An 18911-nucleotide genomic window follows, 5' to 3' on the forward strand; every position below is an offset into this window, starting at 1 on the left:
ATGTCGGACAGTGCCACCGCTGGTTAGAATACGCCACCCCACACAAGATGCGACGTGCAAATGACCGATCTGACGCTGTATCACAACCCGCGCTGCAGCAAATCCCGCGGCGCGCTGGAACTGCTTCAGGCCCGCGGCCTGACGCCCGATATCGTCCTGTACCTGGAAACCCCGCCAGACGCAGAGCGTTTGCGTGACCTGCTCGGCAAGCTGGACATCACTGCCCGGCAACTGCTGCGTACCGGCGAAGATGATTACAAGCAACTCAACCTGGCCGACCCGAGCCTGAGCGACGAGCAACTGATCGCCGCCATGGCCGCGCACCCCAAACTGATCGAGCGGCCGATTCTGGTCGCTGGCGACAAGGCTGTGATTGGCCGCCCACCCGAGAACATCCTGGAGCTGCTGCCGTGAGCACACCTTACATTCTGGTCCTCTATTACAGCCGCAACGGCTCCACCAGCGAAATGGCCCGGCAGATTGCCCGCGGTATCGAACTGGGCGGCATGGAAGCACGACTGCGCACCGTTCCCGCTGTTTCCGCCGACTGCGAAGCGACCGCCCCCGAGATCCCGGAAAACGGCGCGCTGTACGCGACCCTCGACGACCTGAAAAACTGCTCAGGTCTGGCGCTGGGCAGCCCGACGCGCTTCGGCAACATGGCCGCGCCGCTGAAATACTTCCTCGACGGCACCAGCAACCTGTGGCTGACCGGCGCACTGGTCGGCAAACCCGCTGGCGTCTTTACCTCCACCGCCAGCCTGCACGGTGGCCAAGAAACCACGTTGATGTCGATGCTGCTGCCGCTGCTGCACCACGGCATGCTGATCATGGGCCTGCCCTACAGCGAATCGGCGCTGCTGGAAACCACCGGGGGTGGCACGCCTTATGGTGCCAGCCATCACGCCGGAGCCGACGGCAAGCGCGCGCTGGACCGTCATGAAACCGACCTGTGCCGTGCACTGGGCCAGCGTCTGGCCAAAACCGCCTTGCAACTGGACACAGCCCGCAGCTGAATCGGCACGGCGTGGTCTGACGCTTTCAGTTAAATCGCAAACTTGCAGCGCAAGGGTCGGTCTGAACCCTTGACCTGCCTGTTGAATTTCTTTGGAGAACCGATGCAAGACTACAAATGGCTGAACGAGTATTGCCTGAATCGATTCGGCTCCGCCAAAGCACTGGAAGCCCACCTGCCCACCCCGAAGACACCGAAACAACTGCAAGCCATCAGCGCCGACCGCTATCTGTCGACCATGGCCCTGCGCGTTTTTCGCGCAGGCCTGAAACACAGCCTGGTGGACTCTAAATGGCCGGCGTTCGAGGAAGTCTTCTTCCGCTTCGACCCGGAAAAAGTCGTGCTGATGGGTGCTGATCACCTGGAACGGCTGATGCAGGATGCGCGCATCATCCGCCACCTGGGCAAACTCAAGAGCGTGCCGCGCAATGCGCAGCTGGTTCTGGACATCGAACAGGAGCACGGCAGTTTCGGCAAATTCATCGCCGAGTGGCCGGTCGATAACATTACAGGCTTGTGGCAGTACCTGGCCAAACACGGCAACCAGATGGGCGGCCTGTCAGCACCACGCTTTCTGCGCATGATTGGCAAGGACACCTTCATTCCGACCTGGGACGTGGTGGCCGCGCTAAATGCGCAGGATATTGTCGACCGCGTGCCCACCAGCAAACGCGATCAGGCCATTGTGCAGGACGTCTTCAACCAGTGGCACGCAGAAAGCGGTCGGCCGATGTGCCAGCTGTCAGCCATGCTGGCGTTCACGGTCAACCACTGACAGCTGTCAGATATTCACCACATTGACGAACCGCGATGCAGCGGTTTCGTCGATGCGCAGGTTACTGAAGTCGAACAGGTTGCGGTCAGCCAGTTGTGAGGGCTGTACGTTCTGCAGGGCGCGGAAGATGCTTTCCGTGCGACCCGGGGTCTTGCGCTCCCAGTCGGTCAGCATGTCCTTGACCACCTGACGTTGCAGGTTCTCCTGAGAGCCGCAGAGGTTGCACGGGATGATCGGAAATTGTTTCAGGTCCGAATAGGCCTGAATGTCCTTTTCATGGCAATACGCCAACGGACGAATCACCACGTTACGGCCATCGTCGGCCCGCAGCTTGGGTGGCATGGCCTTGAGCGAGCCGTTGAAAAACATGTTGAGGAAGAACGTCTCGACGATATCGTCGCGATGGTGCCCCAGAGCCATCTTGGTAGCACCTATTTCATCAGCGAAGGTATACAGCGTGCCACGACGCAGCCGTGAACACAGCGAGCAGGTCGTCTTGCCTTCAGGAATCAATTCCTTGACCACTGAATAGGTGTCTTTCTCGACGATGTGGTACTCGATACCCAGCTCTTTCAGATACGCAGGCAGCACGTGCTCAGGAAAGCCGGGCTGCTTCTGGTCCATGTTGACGGCCACGATGTCGAATTTGATCGGCGCGACTTTCTGCAAGTGCATCAGCACATCGAGCATGGTGTAACTGTCCTTGCCGCCGGACAGGCAGACCATGACCTTGTCACCCTCTTCGATCATGTTGAAGTCGGCAACCGCCTCGCCGGCCAGCCGACGCAGACGTTTCTGCAGTTTGTTCTGATTGACTGAAAGGGTGCCCATTTATGGAAATATCCGCTGACGATAGCTTGAGAAAAGCCGGGCATTTTACCTACAACCGACCTTTGGTTAAATATGCTGCGCGCGTGCTGTTCAGGCTGGCAATCGCCTTTGATCAAAAACGACCACCGGGCGGCCAGCATTTTCAGAGCGTAGCCACATTGCGGCATACTTGGCGCACTGGAGAATCCTAAAGCATGCCCGACCAACTCAATTCACGCGTTGAAACCTGTTACCAACAAGCAGAAACCTTCTTCAAGCGCACCTTCAAACGCCCGGTGGTCAGTTTCCAGTTGCGCGGCCAGAAGGCTGGTGTCGCTCACCTGCACGAAAACCTGCTGCGCTTCAATCCGCAGCTCTACAAGGAAAACGCCGAAGACTTCCTGCGCCAGACCGTGCCGCATGAAGTCGCGCACCTGATCGCCCACCAGCTGTTTGGCGGCAGCATCCAGCCGCATGGCGAGGAATGGCAGCTGATCATGCGCGGCGTTTATGAACTGCCGCCCAACCGCTGCCACACCTACGCTGTCAAGCGACGCAGCGTGATCCGTTACATCTACCGCTGCCCTTGCCCGGACAGCGACTTTCCGTTCACGGCCCAGCGCCACAGCATGGTTCGCAAGGGCCGGCGCTACCTGTGCCGCCGCTGCCGCGAGCCATTGGTGTTCAGCGGCGAGACGCGCACGGAATAACTCCCCAGACAAACGACAGGCATAAAAAAACCCATCCGAAGATGGGTTTTTTATCGCCTGACGGTTATCAGACGGTTTTGGTGGTATTCACCGCACCGGCTGGAGTCGGGCCTTCGGCAACGCCGAGGTCGTCTTCAGGACGGGTTTCCAGGATGGCAGAGCCACCGGAAGTCAGCTCGGACTGCAGCTTGTCGGTGTCCAGCTCGCCGACCCACTTGGCAACCACAACGGTAGCAACAGCGTTACCTACCAGGTTGGTCAGGGCGCGGGCTTCGGACATGAAGCGGTCGATACCCAGAATCAGCGCCAGACCGGCAACCGGCAGGTGGCCGACAGCCGACAGGGTTGCAGCCAGAACGATGAAGCCGCTACCGGTTACGCCTGCAGCACCCTTGGACGACAGCAGCAACACCAGCAACAGAGTGATCTGGTGAGTGATGTCCATGTGGGTGTTGGTCGCCTGGGCGATGAACACGGCAGCCATGGTCAGGTAGATAGACGTACCGTCGAGGTTGAACGAGTAACCCGTCGGGATAACCAGACCCACGACAGATTTCTTGGCGCCCAGACGCTCCATCTTGATCAGCATGCGTGGCAGGGCCGATTCCGACGAGGAAGTACCCAGTACGATCAACAGCTCTTCACGGATGTAACGAATCAGCTTGAAGACGCTGAAACCGTGAGCGCGGCAGATTGCACCCAGCACCAGCACCACGAACAGCGCGCAAGTGATGTAGAAGCAGATCATCAACTGACCCAGCTGCACCAGCGAGCTTACGCCGTAGGCACCGATGGTGAAGGCCATGGCACCGAACGCACCGATGGGCGCCAGCTTCATGATCATGTTGATGATGTTGAACATCACGTGGGCGAAGCGATCGATGAAGTCCAGAACCGGCTTGCCGTACGAACCCAGACGATGCAGGGCGAAGCCGAAGATCACCGAGAACATCAGGACTTGCAGGATATCGCCGTTGGCAAACGCGCCGACGATGGTGTTCGGAATCACGTTGAGGATGAAGCCGACAATGCTCTGATCCTGACCGGCAGTGACGTAAGCCGCGATCTTGGATGCGTCGAGCGTGCTGACGTCGATGTTCATGCCGGCACCCGGCTGAACCACGTTGACGACGATCAGACCGATCAACAGAGCGATGGTCGAAACGATCTCGAAGTACAGCAGCGCATAACCGCCGGTCTTGCCGACCGACTTCATGTTCTGCATGCCGGCGATGCCGCTGACGACGGTACAGAAGATGATCGGCGCGATAACCATCTTGATCAGTTTGATGAACCCGTCACCCAGCGGCTTTAGAGCCTTGCCGGTGTCCGGGTAGAAGTGACCGATCAGGATACCGATGACAATCGCAACGATTACCTGAAAATAGAGGGATTTGTAGATGGGCTGACGAGTCGTCATTGCAGTTTTCCTCAAGGGCGTCGTCGGCATCTTCACCTGATGCACGCGAGCCTATAAAGCGCTAACCCTCCTGCACTGGAGGGATTTGTTTTGTCGAGCTGCGCAAGGCAGGCCTCTGCCATGTAGATAGCAATAGACGTGCCATAGAATCAAATAGCCATCAAAACCCCGCATTACAAGGCGCAGACGGGTAACGGTAGACGCAAACCGAAAAAGACGTGGCGGTTTTCCGCCGTATGGTGGGAAAAATGGGCACACAGTGGCGGGTATCCGCCGTCTTTATGTGGTGACAGGAGTGCTCGGTGACGCGCAGAGGTGTGACGCAGAGCGTCACGCACGGCATTGCCACGCTGGAGCGTGAGGAACGACAGGTGTGATAACACTATCGTGCCAATGCTCCGCGTCGGCATGCCGTTCTGGACGCTCTGCGTCCGCTCTTGAAACTGGACGAACACACCCTCACTGCGCCAGAAAATGAATCCTGAACGCCGCGCCACCCAGCGGAGAATCGCCCAGCGTCAGTTGTGCGCCGTAGCTTTCGATGATGTCCTTGACCACCGCCAGACCAATGCCCTGGCCGGGGTTCTGGCGGTCCAGGCGTTCGCCACGCTCGAGAATGCGCGCGCGCTGGCTCTGCGGAACGCCGGGGCCGTCGTCTTCGACGCACAGTTCATCGCCGTCCGCTGAGCGGGTAAAGCTCACGCGTACTTCGCTCAGGCATAGCCGATAGGCGTTTTCCAGCAGGTTGCCGAGCATTTCCAGCAACGCGCCCTCTTCCATGTGCACCTGACAATGCTCCGGCAGGTCCAGCGTGGCCTTGACCTGTTTGTCGCGATACACCTTGTCGAGCGTGTTGCACAGGCTTTCGACCACGGGCCGCAGCATTACGTGGTGGCGCACCAGACCGCTCTTGCGCAGGCTGGCCCGTTGCAGTTGATAGCCGATCTGTTGGCTCATGCGCTCGATCTGCGATTGCAGCACCCACGCCTGCTCGACATCTTCGGGGCGCTTGGCGATGTTTTCGCTCACCCCTTGCAAGACCGCTAGCGGTGTTTTCAGGCTGTGGGCCAGGTCATCCAGCGAATCGCGGTAACGAATCCGCTGCTCACGTTCGCTGCGCAGCAGGCGGTTGAGCGAGTCGGTCAGGCGCAGCAGTTCGCTGGGGTGTTCTTCGCTGAGGCTGTCGCGCACACCGGCTTCCACCTGATCCAGTTCCTGGCTCAAGCCGCGCAAGGCACGCAGCCCCCAGGTCAGGCCCATCCACAGCAACCCGAGCAGCACCGCGAGTGCTGCGCCAAAGCCCAGATAGAGCTTGCGGCGCAAACCGTCGATGGTTTCCTGATAGCCGCGCAAGGGCTGCACGGCAACGATACTGAACGCGGCATTGCGCCCGCCGAGTAACCGGATCTCGACGTCATAGACGAAATACTCATCGCCATTGATTTCCTTGATCTTGGTGAACTCGCTGCCCTGCCCGTCATATTGCGGGCGGTAGTCGATGTTCTCGCCTTCGGTTGACAGTGAGCGCCAGACCATCTGCCCCTGGCGGTTATAGATGTAGCCCAGCAGACGGCTGCCCGGCAGGTTGAACTGTTCGCCCGGCAGCACGGACGGCATCAATAGATGACCGTCTTCGACGCGCGCCGCCGAAATCATGGTGGTCACGTCGGAAGCCAGGCGTTGCTCTATCGCCCCGCGCAGCGCCAGGCTGAACGCCCCCTGCAAAGCAGGCAGCATCAGCAGCATGAAGATCACCGCCAGAGTGGCGGCACCCAGCATCAGGCGCAGGCGAAGCGAACGAATCACGTACAGCGCTCATTGAACAGATAGCCCATGCCGCGCACGGTTTCGATAGGTTTGAACGCCACGTTGCTGTCCAGCTTGCGACGAAGGCGGCCGACCAGCACTTCGATCACGTTTGGGTCGCGCTCGTCGTCATCAGGGTACAGCTGCTCCATCAGGCGCTCTTTGGGCACTACTTGCTGGTGATGGAGCATCAGGTATTCGAGGATGCGGTATTCGTAGGCGGTCAGCGCCAGCGGTTGTTCAGCCAGCGCGGCGTGCTTGCGATTGAGGTCCAGCAGCAGCGGGCCAGCCGTGATGGTGGACTGAATGAAGCCGCTGGAACGCCGCAACAGGGCGTTGAGCCGCGCTTCCAGTTCTTCGAACTGGAAGGGTTTGACCACGTAGTCGTCAGCGCCGGCCGCCAGCCCTTCGACCTTGTCCTGCCAATTGCCGCGCGCGGTCAGGATCAGAATCGGAAACGCCTTGCCCACCGTGCGCAACTGCCGAATCAGGTCCAGCCCACCGATGCCCGGCAAGCCCAGATCGATCACGGCCAGGTCGTGATTGAATTGCGTGACCTGATACAACGCTTCCTCAGCGTTGGCCACCGCTTCCACCACATGTCCCGCTTCGGTCAGACGGGTTCGCAGGTGGTGGCGCAGCAGCGCTTCATCCTCAACTACCAACAACTTCATGCAGCTCTCCCAGGCACAATCGCAGCCTCAAGACAAAGAATGAAACGACATCGTCGCATCAGTACTCAACAGGCGGGCGCTGACGGGCACGTGTTGTGTCACATCATAGCTGCCCAGCAGGATTTCGCGGCTGACAGGCACACCATTGTGAGTCCCTGTCAGGGTGCCGTAAACCGGCGGTGAATAAAGTGTGCCCACAGAAACATTGGTATGTGCCTGTTCCCCGAGCGCATGCCCCCAGCTGTTGGCGTCATCAAGCCTTTCGCTGGTCTTGCCGAACTCGATACGAGCCACGTCAAGCCGACCATCGCCCGCCTGTGCCGCAGCGCTGCCACCCAGAAAAGCCAAGGCCAGGAAAAACTTGTTGAGATTCAACATATCGACTCCTTTTGCGCTCGGGGACGCTGTCAAGGTACGGCCCAACAGTAATCGCGCCGGGCTGAACCCCGACTGAACACGCCATGAACCGGCGCTGAACAGTCATCTACACCGGATGCTGCGGAATCGGCTATGGTTGTTTGCGACCTCAAACTATCAAAAGGAGCTGACCATGCGTGTGTGGATTGCAATGATCATGATGGGCCTGACCGGACTCGCTCAGGCAGCTATCAAGACCGAGCAGATCGATTACAAGAGTGCCGACGGAACAAAGCTGGTGGGTTACTACGCTTACGACGACGCGGTAAAAGGTCCGCGCCCCGGTGTTCTGGTGGTTCACGAGTGGTGGGGCCTGAACGACTACGCAAAGCGCCGCGCCCGCGACCTGGCTGCACTGGGCTACAGCGCCATGGCTATCGACATGTACGGCGAAGGCAAGAATACCGAGCACCCTAAGGACGCGATGGCGTTCATGCAGGCTGCGCTCAAGGACAGTGATGCGGCCGACAAGCGCTTTGATGCCGGGCTGGAGCAATTGAAGAAGCAACCTCAGACCGACCCGAAAAAGATTGCGGCAATCGGTTACTGCTTCGGCGGCAAGATCGTGCTGGATGCGGCGCGGCGCGGCGAACCGTTGCTGGGCGTAGTGAGCTTCCACGGCGCACTGGTCACCAATACCCCGGCCAAACCGGGCATCAAAGTGCCGATGCTGGTCGAGCACGGTGCCAAGGACAGCATGGTCACCCCTGAAAACGTTGCTGCGTTCAAAAAAGAAATGGACGACGCCAAGGCCGACTACAAATTCGTCAGCATCGACGGCGCCAAGCACGGCTTCACCAACCCCGACGCCGACCGCCTGAGCCACGGCGAACACGGCGGCCCGGACATCGGCTACGACAAGGCTGCCGATGAGCGCTCTTGGTCAGACATGCAGGTGTTCTTCAAGAAGATATTTGGTTGAGTAGCAGAGATAATCGCGTCCTGGGTTGTAAGAGGACGCAGAGCGTCCGGAAAGGCATGCGACGCGGAGCGTCGCACGATAGTTGAGATTATCGTTCCGCACGCTCCAGCGTGGGAATGCAGGTCTCGACGCTCTGCGTCGTCAAGAGGACGCGGAGCGTCCAGAAAGGCATGCGACGCGGAGCGTCGCACGATAGTTGGATTCTCGTTCCGCACGCTCCAGCGTGGGAATGCAGGTCTCGACGCTCTGCGTCGTCAAGAGGACGCGGAGCGTCCGGAAAGGCATGCGACGCGGAGCGGCGCACGATAGTTGAGATCTCGTTCCGCACGTTATGCGTCAATACCAGCGCTGAATATCGATCAAACCGCGCTGCCCCTCATAATCGCGAGCGCTGGAGTATCTCCAGTGCTCACCGACATCCACATAACCCCTCTTTACCGGGTTATGGTGAATGTAATCGAGCTTCTGACGCATCACCGCTTCATTCCACACCAGCTCCGCATGAGCCCCTTCCTGCCAGACCTGATAAACCCTGTCACTCTTGTGCAGACGCTTGACGAACCGCAGACGCTCCAGCGTGCTCTCGGCGTTGGCGTTCTCAAGTGCTTCGATTATCTGTCGAGCCGTAAACGACTTGAAACTACTCACACATTTGTCCAGAGCGGGCGCTTGGGCCACGAAGTGCAAATGGTTTTCCAGGACGACATACCCGAAGAGCTGCAGTCCCTGATGAGCCTGTTGATAGCGCCAGGCATTCAACAGAATGTCCACCAGAACAGGCCGGGTAAAAAGCGGCAACCACTCCACCACTGTGCAGGTCAGGAAGTGAGGCTTTTCAGGTTCGGTGATGGTGTACCGGCTTCGGCCCATGAGTTCATCCTTGAATCATCAGAGGCCCGAACGGTACATCCCGACTGAGTGGGTGGGAATGATGAAAGTGTGACCAGTTTTTTGCTCTACCTGACAAAGAGGACGCGGAGCGTCCGGAAAGGCATGCGACGCGGAGCGTCGCACGATAGTTGAGATTATCGTTCCGCACGCTCCAGCGTGGGAATGCAGTTCTCGACGCTCTGCGTCGTCAAGAGGACGCGGAGCGTCCAGAAAGGCATGCGACGCAGAGCGACGCACGATAGTTGAGATTATCGTTCCGCACGCTCCAGCGTGGGAATGCAGTTCTCGACGCTCTGCGTCGCCAAGAAGGACGCAGATGTTACCAGTGCCCTTCCCTCAAACCCGTTCCCCCGGCAAAATGCCGCCCATGACTCAATTACCCGACCTTCCCGTCTGCTGTCCCGAACTCGTTCAGCACTGGCCGTTGCCGCATGCGCTGCCGGGCGCGGTGCTGGTCAGTGGGCGGTTCGATCCGCTCAAGCTGGTCGACGGCGACTTTCAGCGCGGTGCGGTGCAGATGCCTGCGAGCATTCAGCGCTCGGTCGCCAAGCGTCAGGCCGAATTTCTCGCTGGCCGGCTCTGTGCCCGCGAAGCCATGCGCCAACTGGATGGCCGCCTGCATGTTCCTGCTGTGGGTGAAGACCGCGCGCCGGTCTGGCCCGCTGATGTCTGTGGCTCGATCACCCACAGCACCGGCTGGGCCGCCGCGGTGGTGGCGAACAAGCGGCAATGGCGCGGGCTGGGGCTGGACACGGAAAACCTGCTGAGCCATGACCGTGCCTCGCGACTGGCCGGGGAAATTCTGACGGCTGCCGAGTTGGCCGACATGGCAGCAGGCCCGCAGGATCAGATCGCGTTGCGCGTGACCCTGACCTTTTCGATCAAGGAAGCGCTGTTCAAGGCGCTCTATCCCATCGTGCAAAAGCGCTTCTATTTTGAAGACGCGCAACTGCTTGAATGGTCCGCCGACGGCAGCGCCCGCTTGCGCCTGCTCATCGATCTGTCCAGCGAGTGGCACGCAGGCAAGGAACTCGACGGCCAGTTCAGTGTGCTGGGTGATCATCTGTTGAGTCTGGTCGCAGTCGAAGGCTGATCAGCCGGGCAGCGGACAATGTTCGCAACGCCCGACCCACTCCACACGATGACTCAGGCAGCACACACGCCGTTGCCTGCGCGGTTCACCACCCTGCGCCTGCGGAACGTAACGCACCGCCTGAAACAGCGGATTGGCCCGCCCATCCGGCCTTTCCCTCTCGCTCAACAGCGCCAGCCCTGGCGCCAATGACACACTGCTGCACGTGGCCAGTTGCACAAGACAGCCTTCCAGATAATCCCCGGCGCTGCTCCACAACACCGCGCAGGGTAGCCCGCCATAGGCGCTCAATGCGGCAATAAAGGGTTGCAGATTGTCATCCAGCAACCCGGCAAACCGTTGAAACGGATCAGCCGGAATGCCCCGCCAGGCTTCTCCCTCCCCCGCCAACCGAACACCATTCGGCAGGCCACGTTCATCCAGTGCCAGTGCGACCTGCTCAAGCGCCAACGGCCAATGCCAGCCATGCACCAGACTGGCAACCAGCACCGGCGGAACAAGCTGCATGAAGTAAAACTTGGCCCACTGCGACACCAGCACCGGCAATTGGCTGGGCATCAACTGCGGCCCGTAGATAGTCAGCAGTAACTGATCAAGCCGTTCGGGGCGCAGCAGATCAGGCAACGCCACAACAGGGCGCGAATCAGGGCGCGAATCATCTGCCGCCAGCAACGTCTGCCCGAAGCGCTCAAGCGGACCACTGAACAGCTGAGCACTCAACGCGGCACCTGAGTACGTGGCCAGGACAGGCTGAAACACGCGCCACTCAGGCTCGCACTACGGCCAATCAGCGCGCGACCTTCGTGCCAATGGATGATCCGCCGCACAATAGACAGGCCCAGCCCATGCCCGCCTGACGCTCGGGTGCGGCTGTCATCGATGCGCATGAACGGCGTGAAAATCTGCTCCCAGGCTTCTTCCGGAACGCCGGGACCGTCATCGTCCACATCGATACGGCACTGCTGCGCCTCCAGTCGGTAACTGATGCGCACCTCGTTTTCTGCATGGCGCATCGCATTGCTCACCAGATTCTGTACCGCACGATGCAGATAACGCGGCTCTGCCTCGACCCAGGCGACCTCGCTCTTTTCAAAGATCAAACATTCGCCTCGGGACACCCGCACATCGGCGCGCAAGGGTGCCAGTTCGGCGATCACCTGATCGATCAGCGCATCCAGATCGACACGCTGGAAATTCAGGGTCGGCGCGCCCTGCTCAAGGCGCGCGTAAGTGAGCATTTCATCGACCAGCTTGTCGAGGTCCTGAATATCGCTGTCCATGCCGCGCATGTATTTGCGCCGCGCCTCGGGAGTGGTGGCGTCGCTGACCATCTCCAGGCCGAAACGCAAGCGTGCAACCGGCGTGCGTAGTTCGTGAGACACCGCGCGCACCAGCTCGCGCTGGATCATCAGCGAGCGCTGCAGATGCTCGGCCATGCTGTTGAACGCCGCCGCCACACGCCCCACCGAGTCGGAGCCCTCGGTCGGCACGCGGGTTTGCAGGCTGCCTTGAGCAATCTGCGTCGCCGCAGCTTCCAGTTCCAGCACGCGCCGCTCCAGACGCCGCACCAGCAAGTACACCACCAGACCGATGAAACACAGGCCCATCAAGGCGATCACCAGTAGCCAGTGCAGCGGATAAGGGTTCATCTGATACAGCGGGCCGATTTCCAGCACCCAGTTGGTGTCGACGATTCCGGCCAGCACGCGGATCGAGTCACCGCCCTTGCCCAGCGCCATCACCGTGTCGCCTTCATAGATGCGGCGGCGCTGGTCATCGTCCAGGTCAGCCTGGTCCAGCGCCAACAGATGCAAGTCGAAACCAAAGCCCTTGTCGATGCGCAGAGCTTGCAGGCGCGCCGGTTGCTCATCGACCGGAAAACGCACCAGCTCGTCGATCAGCAGGTAAATAGTGGCTCGCGCCAGTTGCTCGGTGATCTGCTGCACCTCGCCACTCAGCAGCAGCGGTTCCTTGTCACTCAACTGACGATAGACCCTGGCGGCGTGCGGGCCGATCTGCTCGACCACCACCTGCCCACGCGCCAGACGACCGCGCGCGCCGCTGTCCAGTCCAGCCTGCTCGATGCTTTGCAGGCTGAGGGGAATGCCCAGCAAGCGCTCCCAGATCGCCAGAGCGCGGCGGCGCTCGATGTCGTTGAGCGGCACAAGGTTATCGGCCATCACCGTAAAGGTGCCGTGGGCCAGACGTTCGCGGTATTGCTCGCCGCGCGACTGATTGAGCACATGCAGGGCGAACACGCCAAGTAGCGCGACCAGCACCAGTACGCCGAGCATGCCGCCGTAGATCCGCAGAAAGATCGAGTTCATAAGGTCAGCCGCTGAACACGTGGCCGCTCATGTCCTGCGCCGCTTCGGGCACAAACAGATAGCCCTTGCTGCGCACGGTCTTGATCAGACGCGGGTGGATGGGGTCGTCGCCGATTTTCGGGCGGATACGCGAGATACGCACATCGATAGAGCGATCCTGCCCGTCATAACCCACACCGCGCAGCGCAGTGAAGATTTCCTCGCGGGACAGCGTGCGCCCGGCATTGGCCACCAGCAGCCACAGCAGGTCGAACTCGGCGCCGGTCAGCTCGATGCTCTGCTCGCGCAGCCAGGCCTCGCGCAGGGCGTTGTCCACCACCAACGGGCCGAACACCAGCCGCCGCAGCTCTGCTGCAGGCACCTGCGGCGCTTCACTGCGGCGCAGCAAGGCATGAATACGCGCCAGCAGCACGCGCGGATGCACCGGTTTACAGACGAAATCGTCAGCCCCGGTATCCAGCCCCTGAATATGATCGGTGTCATCGGTACGCGCGGTGAGCATCAGAATCGGCCCGTCGTAACGGTCACGTACCGAGCGGCAGATACTGAAACCGTCCTCGCCGGGCAGCATCAGGTCGAGAATCACCAGATCCGGCTGTTCGGCGATGATTCGCGCCGCCGCCAGCGCGCCATTGCCCTCAATGCTCACGCGCAGGCCGTTGTTGTGCAGGTAATCGCTGGTCAGCTCGGCCAGTCGCTGGTCATCTTCGACAATCAGTACATGCCAGGTGTGTGGCTCCAAAGCAATCTCCCCTTGTTGTGGTTGACCCATTGTTGTTATTCAAAACAAGGGTTGCGGCACCGCGTCGCAGGCGAGTGTAGCAACCGCCGCCCACCTCGCACGACACCCGACGCGGCTTAGCACATCACATGCCAGACAGGTCTTGCAGCAGCGTTTTTTTGTGATAGGGTTCGCGCCCTCAAAAATCAGCAACCTGTCGCCAGCACCTACAGAAATCGGTGACAAACGGTCACGATCCAGTAGTTATGCGGCCTACACGCATGGTGTGCGATTCATACACAAACTACACACACTTTATCCACAGGCGGTGCGTTGCAATTCATGTCCAAAACGCATTATCTTGTAGCCCGGCGACGAGACACACCCTACATGTGGGGTTTTGCGCAAAAACACCAGCACAACTCAAATGGGAAATTCAAGCATTTTTGTTGCGTCTGAGGGGTTGAACTTCAAGCCGGTTTAGGTACCCAAACCGCTCGCGCTTGAGCCAGAGCCATCCCGTACACGTTTTGCAACATCGAACACGCATTCTTCATCAGATTTTCAAAGGATCGGGCATAGCCCGGTCCTTTTTGGCTTCAAAACCTGGAAGCGGCTGCACCTCCCGCTTCCACCTTCGTTTTGGAGCCCTTGAGTCGCCTTTTGCGACTTACTGCTCGAAACGAAACGGTGGGCAGCAATGCCCGAACAAACTTAAAGGAACGTGGAGTCACACATGCAAACAGACACAACTCGCGAGAACTCGCCGACCGGCGCGCCGCAGGCCAGCCAGACCCCACAGGACCTGTCTGCCACTGCTCCCGGTCAACTGCGCGTGATCAAGCGTAACGGCACTGTCGTTCCTTACACGGATGACAAGATCACCGTTGCCATCACCAAGGCGTTTCTTGCAGTTGAGGGCGGCAATGCTGCCGCCTCGTCGCGCATCCACGACACCGTTGCACGCCTGACCGAACAGGTCAGCGCCACGTTCAAACGGCGCATGCCTTCGGGCGGCACCATCCACATCGAAGAAATCCAGGATCAGGTCGAACTGGCGCTGATGCGTGCCGGCGAGCAGAAAGTGGCTCGCGACTACGTCATCTACCGTGATTCGCGCGCCAAGGAGCGTGCCGTTCGCGCCCCTGAAGATCAGGTCCAGGCTCACCCGTCGATCCGCATCACCCTCGCCGACGGCAGCTTTGCGCCGCTGGACATGGGTCGCCTGAACACCATCGTTACCGAAGCGTGTGAAGGCCTGGCTGAAGTCGACGCCAACCTGATCCAGACCGAAACCCTGAAAAACCTGTACGACGGCGTGGCGCTGAAAGACGTCAACACCGCACTGGTCATGACCGCGCGTACCCTGGTCGAGCGCGAGCCGAACTACTCGTTCGTCACCGCCCGCCTGCTGATGGACACCCTGCGCGCCGAAGGCCTGGGTTTCCTCGGTGTCGCCGACAGCGCCACCCACCACGAAATGGCCGACCTGTACGCCAAGGCGCTGCCTGCCTACGTCGCCGCCGGTATCAAGTTCGAACTGCTCAACCCTGTGCTGGCCGAATTCGACCTCGAAAAACTCGGCAAGGCTATCAACCACGAGCGCGATCAGCAGTTCACCTACCTGGGCCTGCAAACCCTGTACGACCGTTACTTCATCCACAAGGATGGCGTGCGTTTCGAACTGCCACAGATCTTCTTCATGCGTGTGGCCATGGGCCTGGCGATCGAAGAGAAAGCCCGTGAAGACCGCGCCATCGAGTTCTACAACCTGCTGTCGTCGTTCGACTACATGTCCTCGACCCCGACGCTGTTCAACGCCGGTACCCTGCGTCCACAGCTGTCCAGCTGCTACCTGACCACCGTGCCGGATGACCTGTCGGGCATCTACCACGCGATCCACGACAACGCCATGCTGTCCAAATTCGCAGGCGGCCTGGGCAACGACTGGACGCCGGTTCGTGCGCTGGGCTCGTACATCAAGGGCACCAACGGCAAATCGCAAGGCGTCGTGCCGTTCCTGAAAGTGGTCAACGACACCGCCGTTGCGGTCAACCAGGGCGGCAAGCGCAAGGGCGCTGTCTGTGCCTACCTGGAAACCTGGCACATGGACATCGAAGAGTTCATCGAGCTGCGCAAGAACACCGGTGATGACCGTCGTCGTACCCACGACATGAACACCGCCAACTGGATCCCTGACCTGTTCATGAAGCGCGTCTTCGACGACGGCCCGTGGACCCTGTTCTCGCCATCCGAAGTACCGGACCTGCACGACCTGACCGGCAAGGCCTTCCAGGAGCGTTACGAGTACTACGAAGCGCTGACCGAATACCCAGGCAAGATCAAACTGTTCAAGACCATCCAGGCCAAGGATCTGTGGCGCAAGATGCTCTCGATGCTGTTCGAAACCGGCCACCCTTGGCTGACCTTCAAGGACCCGTGCAACCTGCGCAGCCCGCAGCAGCACGTGGGCGTGGTTCACAGCTCGAACCTGTGCACCGAGATCACCCTGAACACCAACAAGGACGAGATCGCGGTCTGCAACCTGGGCTCGATCAACCTGCCGAACCACATCGTCAACGGCAAGCTGGACACCGACAAGCTCAAGCGCACCGTCGATGTAGCGGTACGCATGCTCGATAACGTGATCGACATCAACTACTACTCGGTACCGCAGGCCAAGAACTCCAACCTGCGCCACCGTCCGGTCGGCCTGGGCATCATGGGCTTCCAGGACGCGCTGTACCTGCAACACATCCCGTACGGTTCCGATGCTGCCGTGCAGTTCGCCGACACCTCCATGGAAGCGGTCAGCTACTACGCCATCCAGGCGTCCTGTGACCTGGCCGACGAGCGCGGTGCCTACGAGACGTTCCAGGGTTCGCTGTGGTCCAAAGGCATCCTGCCGCTGGATTCGCAACAGATCCTGATCGAGCAGCGTGGCGAGAAGTACATCGATGTCGACCTGAAGGAAACCCTGGACTGGGCGCCGGTTCGTGCCCGTGTGCAGAAAGGTATCCGTAACTCGAACATCATGGCCATCGCACCGACCGCCACCATCGCCAACATCACTGGCGTGTCGCAGTCGATCGAACCGACCTATCAGAACCTGTATGTGAAATCGAACCTGTCCGGCGAATTCACCGTGATCAACCCGTACCTGGTTCGCGACCTCAAGGCTCGCGACCTGTGGGACTCGGTCATGATCAACGACCTGAAGTACTACGACGGTTCGGTACAACAGATCGAGCGCATCCCGCAGGAGCTCAAGGAGCTTTACGCGACTGCCTTCGAAGTGGACACCAAGTGGATCGTCGACGCGGCAAGCCGTCGGCAGAAGTGGATCGACCAGGCTCAGTCGCTGAACCTGTACATCGCTGGCGCTTCGGGCAAGAAGCTGGACGTGACCTACCGCATGGCCTGGTACCGTGGTCTGAAAACCACCTACTACCTCCGTGCCCTGGCCGCGACCAGCACCGAGAAGTCCACCGTCAACACTGGCAAGCTCAACGCAGTATCGAGCGGCGGCCACGGCCCGGACGACTCGGCGATCACCGCCCCACGTCCAACCGAAGCAGCACCTGCCGGCCCGGCCCCAGTGCCAAAGGCTTGCGCAATCGACGAGCCGGATTGTGAGGCTTGCCAGTAAGGCAACCGCACCTCGCCCCCACAGCACAGGTATATCTGGAGATATACCTGTGAGAGATAGACCTGTGGGAGCGAGCTTGCTCGCGAAGAGGCCGGTAAGGGAAATCTACCCTTACCGCCCGCCTCCTCACCCAAAGGCCTCAAAAGCCAAAAATTCATGTTCCTTGCGCGCAACACCTTAAAAGCAAGCAACACCCCCTCTGGATCCAACAGGCCAGTCCACCCGACTGACCCTCAAGCAGGAGAATTACACCATGCTGAGCTGGGACGAATTCGATAAGGAAGACGGCGAAGTAGTCGCCAAAGCGACCAACGCCGGTCACGCCAACGAAGCCAACATGGACCGCCTCGACAGCGCCGGTGGCCTGGCTGCACAAGAAGCCCGCGCCGTTACCGCCGCTGACTCCGCTGCCCTGATCCGCGCCAAGAAAGCGCTGGACGCACTGGACGTCGCTGAAGGCCTGGCCGAACTCGAAGGCGCCAGCGCCCGCGTCGCCGTTGACGAAAAAATGATGATCAACTGCCGCGCCGACCTCAACCAGCTCGTACCTTTCAAGTACGACTGGGCCTGGCAGAAGTACCTGGACGGTTGCGCAAACCACTGGATGCCGCAAGAAGTCAACATGACCGCCGACATCGCCCTCTGGAAAAACCCGGAAGGCCTGACAGACGACGAGCGCCGTATCGTCATGCGCAACCTGGGCTTCTTCTCCACTGCCGACTCGCTGGTTGCCAACAACCTGGTGCTGGCCGTGTACCGCCTGATCACCAACCCGGAGTGCCGCCAGTACATCCTGCGCCAGGCCTTCGAAGAGGCGATCCACACCCACGCCTACCAGTACTGCATCGAATCGCTGGCCATGGATGAAGGCGAGATCTTCAACATGTACCACGAGATCCCATCGGTCGCTAAAAAAGCAGCCTGGGGCCTGAAGTACACCCGTTCGATCTCCGATCCGAAGTTCGAAACCGGCACCGTAGAAACCGACAAAGAGCTGCTGCGCAACCTGATCGCCTACTACTGCGTACTGGAAGGCATATTCTTCTATTGCGGCTTCACCCAGATCCTCTCCATGGGCCGCCGCAACAAGATGACCGGCGTCGCCGAGCAGTTCCAGTACATCCTGCGCGACGAGTCCATGCACCTGAACTTCGGCATCGACGTGATCAACCAGATCAAAATCGAAAACCCGCACCTGTGGGATGCCGAGATGAAAGAAGAAGCCACGCAGATGATCCTGCAAGGCACCCAGCTGGAAATCGAATACGCCCGCGACACCATGCCCCGCGGCGTGCTGGGCATGAACGCGGCGATGATGGAGGATTACCTGAAGTTTATCGCTAACCGTCGTTTGAGCCAGATTGGCTTGAAGGAAGAGTATCCAGGGACGACCAACCCGTTCCCTTGGATGAGCGAGATCATGGACCTGAAGAAAGAGAAGAACTTCTTTGAAACTCGTGTTATTGAGTATCAGACTGGTGGGGCGTTGAGCTGGGATTGAGCTTCATAATTATAATATGAAAAGAAAAAAGACCACTTATGTGGTCTTTTTTTAGTAGAAAAATTGAAAAATATCACACCTGCACAATCGACAGTCATTGTGACACTCTCAACAAAAAAATGCGATTCTCAGCCCAAACGCAGCCCCTGTTTTAAAGATGTTTTATTCATAGCCGCAATT

18 protein-coding genes are annotated in these 18911 nt (G+C 59.5%); 9 read left to right on the plus strand and 9 right to left on the minus strand.

The window, feature by feature from the left end; all coding sequences use genetic code 11:
• Positions 1-60 precede the first annotated feature (60 nt).
• From arsC to RYC17_RS14980, 3 genes are all read left to right on the plus strand, one after another.
• Complete coding sequence (gene arsC / locus RYC17_RS14970) at positions 61-414, plus strand: arsenate reductase (glutaredoxin) (protein ID WP_316903654.1); 354 nt, start codon at positions 61-63, stop codon at positions 412-414.
• The gene (gene wrbA, locus RYC17_RS14975) at positions 411-1016 is read left to right on the plus strand and encodes an NAD(P)H:quinone oxidoreductase (protein ID WP_122281092.1); all 606 of its coding nucleotides are present in this window, start codon (positions 411-413) and stop codon (positions 1014-1016) included. The genes arsC and wrbA overlap by 4 nt, the downstream gene beginning before the upstream one ends.
• Before the next feature lie 102 nt (positions 1017-1118).
• On the plus strand, positions 1119-1790 hold the full coding sequence (locus tag RYC17_RS14980; protein ID WP_044343368.1) for a DNA-3-methyladenine glycosylase I: 672 nt from the start codon (positions 1119-1121) through the stop codon (positions 1788-1790).
• Between the two features lie 6 nt (positions 1791-1796).
• Here the strand turns inward: RYC17_RS14980 and ttcA are convergent, their stop codons facing one another.
• The gene (ttcA, locus tag RYC17_RS14985) at positions 1797-2621 is read right to left on the minus strand and encodes a tRNA 2-thiocytidine(32) synthetase TtcA (RefSeq protein ID WP_316903623.1); all 825 of its coding nucleotides are present in this window, start codon (positions 2619-2621) and stop codon (positions 1797-1799) included.
• 2 nt (positions 2622-2623) lie between these two features.
• On the opposite strand from ttcA, the gene RYC17_RS14990 reads away from it, so the two are divergent.
• Entirely contained in the window at positions 2624-2812 is a 189-nt protein-coding gene (locus tag RYC17_RS14990) for a hypothetical protein (RefSeq protein WP_147468565.1), read from the plus strand.
• Positions 2813-2815: 3 nt separating this feature from the next.
• The gene (locus RYC17_RS14995) at positions 2816-3310 is read left to right on the plus strand and encodes a SprT family zinc-dependent metalloprotease (protein WP_002554626.1); all 495 of its coding nucleotides are present in this window, start codon (positions 2816-2818) and stop codon (positions 3308-3310) included.
• Positions 3311-3377: 67 nt separating this feature from the next.
• On the opposite strand, the gene RYC17_RS15000 is transcribed toward RYC17_RS14995, so the two are convergent.
• The 4 genes from RYC17_RS15000 to RYC17_RS15015 all read right to left on the minus strand — a co-directional run bounded on the left by RYC17_RS15000 (position 3378) and on the right by RYC17_RS15015 (position 7588).
• The gene (locus RYC17_RS15000) at positions 3378-4730 is read right to left on the minus strand and encodes a dicarboxylate/amino acid:cation symporter (RefSeq protein WP_002554627.1); all 1353 of its coding nucleotides are present in this window, start codon (positions 4728-4730) and stop codon (positions 3378-3380) included.
• A 459-nt stretch (positions 4731-5189) separates the two neighbouring features.
• A complete protein-coding gene (locus RYC17_RS15005) occupies positions 5190-6536 on the minus strand; it encodes an ATP-binding protein (RefSeq protein WP_004665996.1) in 1347 nt (448 codons plus the stop codon).
• Positions 6533-7210: a response regulator gene (locus RYC17_RS15010; RefSeq protein WP_002554629.1), complete on the minus strand. Its 678-nt coding sequence runs from the start codon at positions 7208-7210 to the stop codon at positions 6533-6535. The genes RYC17_RS15005 and RYC17_RS15010 overlap by 4 nt, the downstream gene beginning before the upstream one ends.
• A gap of 27 nt (positions 7211-7237) precedes the next feature.
• Positions 7238-7588: a hypothetical protein gene (locus RYC17_RS15015; RefSeq protein ID WP_002554630.1), complete on the minus strand. Its 351-nt coding sequence runs from the start codon at positions 7586-7588 to the stop codon at positions 7238-7240.
• A 172-nt stretch (positions 7589-7760) separates the two neighbouring features.
• Here RYC17_RS15015 and RYC17_RS15020 point away from each other — a divergent pair, with 172 nt between their 5' ends.
• Positions 7761-8549: a dienelactone hydrolase family protein gene (locus RYC17_RS15020; RefSeq protein WP_058408796.1), complete on the plus strand. Its 789-nt coding sequence runs from the start codon at positions 7761-7763 to the stop codon at positions 8547-8549.
• 336 nt (positions 8550-8885) lie between these two features.
• Here the strand turns inward: RYC17_RS15020 and RYC17_RS15025 are convergent, their stop codons facing one another.
• Entirely contained in the window at positions 8886-9419 is a 534-nt protein-coding gene (locus tag RYC17_RS15025) for an REP-associated tyrosine transposase (RefSeq protein WP_057430614.1), read from the minus strand.
• Positions 9420-9807: 388 nt separating this feature from the next.
• Between RYC17_RS15025 and RYC17_RS15030 the strand changes: the two genes are divergently transcribed.
• Positions 9808-10533 carry a 4'-phosphopantetheinyl transferase gene (locus tag RYC17_RS15030; protein ID WP_230016628.1) on the plus strand — a complete coding sequence of 242 codons (726 nt, stop codon included), beginning with the start codon at positions 9808-9810 and terminating at the stop codon, positions 10531-10533.
• Here RYC17_RS15030 and fhuF read toward each other — a convergent pair whose 3' ends face one another.
• From fhuF to RYC17_RS15045, 3 genes are read right to left on the minus strand one after another with little or no spacing between them, the layout of a single operon-like run.
• Complete coding sequence (gene fhuF / locus RYC17_RS15035) at positions 10534-11292, minus strand: siderophore-iron reductase FhuF (RefSeq protein ID WP_316903625.1); 759 nt, start codon at positions 11290-11292, stop codon at positions 10534-10536. It lies immediately after the preceding gene.
• Positions 11250-12860 (minus strand): ATP-binding protein, encoded by a 1611-nt coding sequence (locus tag RYC17_RS15040; RefSeq protein ID WP_316903627.1) that lies wholly within the window; start codon positions 12858-12860, stop codon positions 11250-11252. Before RYC17_RS15040 ends, fhuF begins: the two co-directional genes overlap by 43 nt.
• A 4-nt stretch (positions 12861-12864) precedes the next feature.
• Positions 12865-13632 carry a response regulator transcription factor gene (locus RYC17_RS15045; protein ID WP_161796206.1) on the minus strand — a complete coding sequence of 256 codons (768 nt, stop codon included), beginning with the start codon at positions 13630-13632 and terminating at the stop codon, positions 12865-12867.
• Positions 13633-14317: 685 nt separating this feature from the next.
• Here RYC17_RS15045 and RYC17_RS15050 point away from each other — a divergent pair.
• Both RYC17_RS15050 and RYC17_RS15055 read left to right on the plus strand, forming a co-directional pair.
• Positions 14318-17230: a ribonucleoside-diphosphate reductase subunit alpha gene (locus tag RYC17_RS15050; RefSeq protein ID WP_122281885.1), complete on the plus strand. Its 2913-nt coding sequence runs from the start codon at positions 14318-14320 to the stop codon at positions 17228-17230.
• Positions 17231-17483: 253 nt separating this feature from the next.
• Entirely contained in the window at positions 17484-18731 is a 1248-nt protein-coding gene (locus RYC17_RS15055; RefSeq protein WP_002554639.1) for a ribonucleotide-diphosphate reductase subunit beta, read from the plus strand.
• Positions 18732-18911 lie beyond the last annotated feature (180 nt).

This window comes from Pseudomonas syringae group sp. J248-6 (assembly GCF_032586995.1).
Taxonomy (GTDB): domain Bacteria; phylum Pseudomonadota; class Gammaproteobacteria; order Pseudomonadales; family Pseudomonadaceae; genus Aquipseudomonas; species Aquipseudomonas amygdali.

What these genes read in the sequence shown, in the direction of transcription:
- arsC (WP_316903654.1), top strand. Translation starts at nt 61, where the DNA reads ATGACCGATCTGACGCTGTATCACAACCCGCGCTGCAGCAAATCCCGC.
- RYC17_RS14980 (WP_044343368.1), top strand. Translation starts at nt 1,119, where the DNA reads ATGCAAGACTACAAATGGCTGAACGAGTATTGCCTGAATCGATTCGGC.
- ttcA (WP_316903623.1), bottom strand. Translation starts at nt 2,621, where the DNA reads ATGGGCACCCTTTCAGTCAATCAGAACAAACTGCAGAAACGTCTGCGT.
- RYC17_RS14990 (WP_147468565.1), top strand. Translation starts at nt 2,624, where the DNA reads ATGGAAATATCCGCTGACGATAGCTTGAGAAAAGCCGGGCATTTTACC.
- RYC17_RS14995 (WP_002554626.1), top strand. Translation starts at nt 2,816, where the DNA reads ATGCCCGACCAACTCAATTCACGCGTTGAAACCTGTTACCAACAAGCA.
- RYC17_RS15000 (WP_002554627.1), bottom strand. Translation starts at nt 4,730, where the DNA reads ATGACGACTCGTCAGCCCATCTACAAATCCCTCTATTTTCAGGTAATC.
- RYC17_RS15010 (WP_002554629.1), bottom strand. Translation starts at nt 7,210, where the DNA reads ATGAAGTTGTTGGTAGTTGAGGATGAAGCGCTGCTGCGCCACCACCTG.
- RYC17_RS15015 (WP_002554630.1), bottom strand. Translation starts at nt 7,588, where the DNA reads ATGTTGAATCTCAACAAGTTTTTCCTGGCCTTGGCTTTTCTGGGTGGC.
- RYC17_RS15020 (WP_058408796.1), top strand. Translation starts at nt 7,761, where the DNA reads ATGCGTGTGTGGATTGCAATGATCATGATGGGCCTGACCGGACTCGCT.
- RYC17_RS15025 (WP_057430614.1), bottom strand. Translation starts at nt 9,419, where the DNA reads ATGGGCCGAAGCCGGTACACCATCACCGAACCTGAAAAGCCTCACTTC.
- RYC17_RS15030 (WP_230016628.1), top strand. Translation starts at nt 9,808, where the DNA reads ATGACTCAATTACCCGACCTTCCCGTCTGCTGTCCCGAACTCGTTCAG.
- RYC17_RS15040 (WP_316903627.1), bottom strand. Translation starts at nt 12,860, where the DNA reads ATGAACTCGATCTTTCTGCGGATCTACGGCGGCATGCTCGGCGTACTG.
- RYC17_RS15045 (WP_161796206.1), bottom strand. Translation starts at nt 13,632, where the DNA reads ATGGGTCAACCACAACAAGGGGAGATTGCTTTGGAGCCACACACCTGG.
- RYC17_RS15050 (WP_122281885.1), top strand. Translation starts at nt 14,318, where the DNA reads ATGCAAACAGACACAACTCGCGAGAACTCGCCGACCGGCGCGCCGCAG.
- RYC17_RS15055 (WP_002554639.1), top strand. Translation starts at nt 17,484, where the DNA reads ATGCTGAGCTGGGACGAATTCGATAAGGAAGACGGCGAAGTAGTCGCC.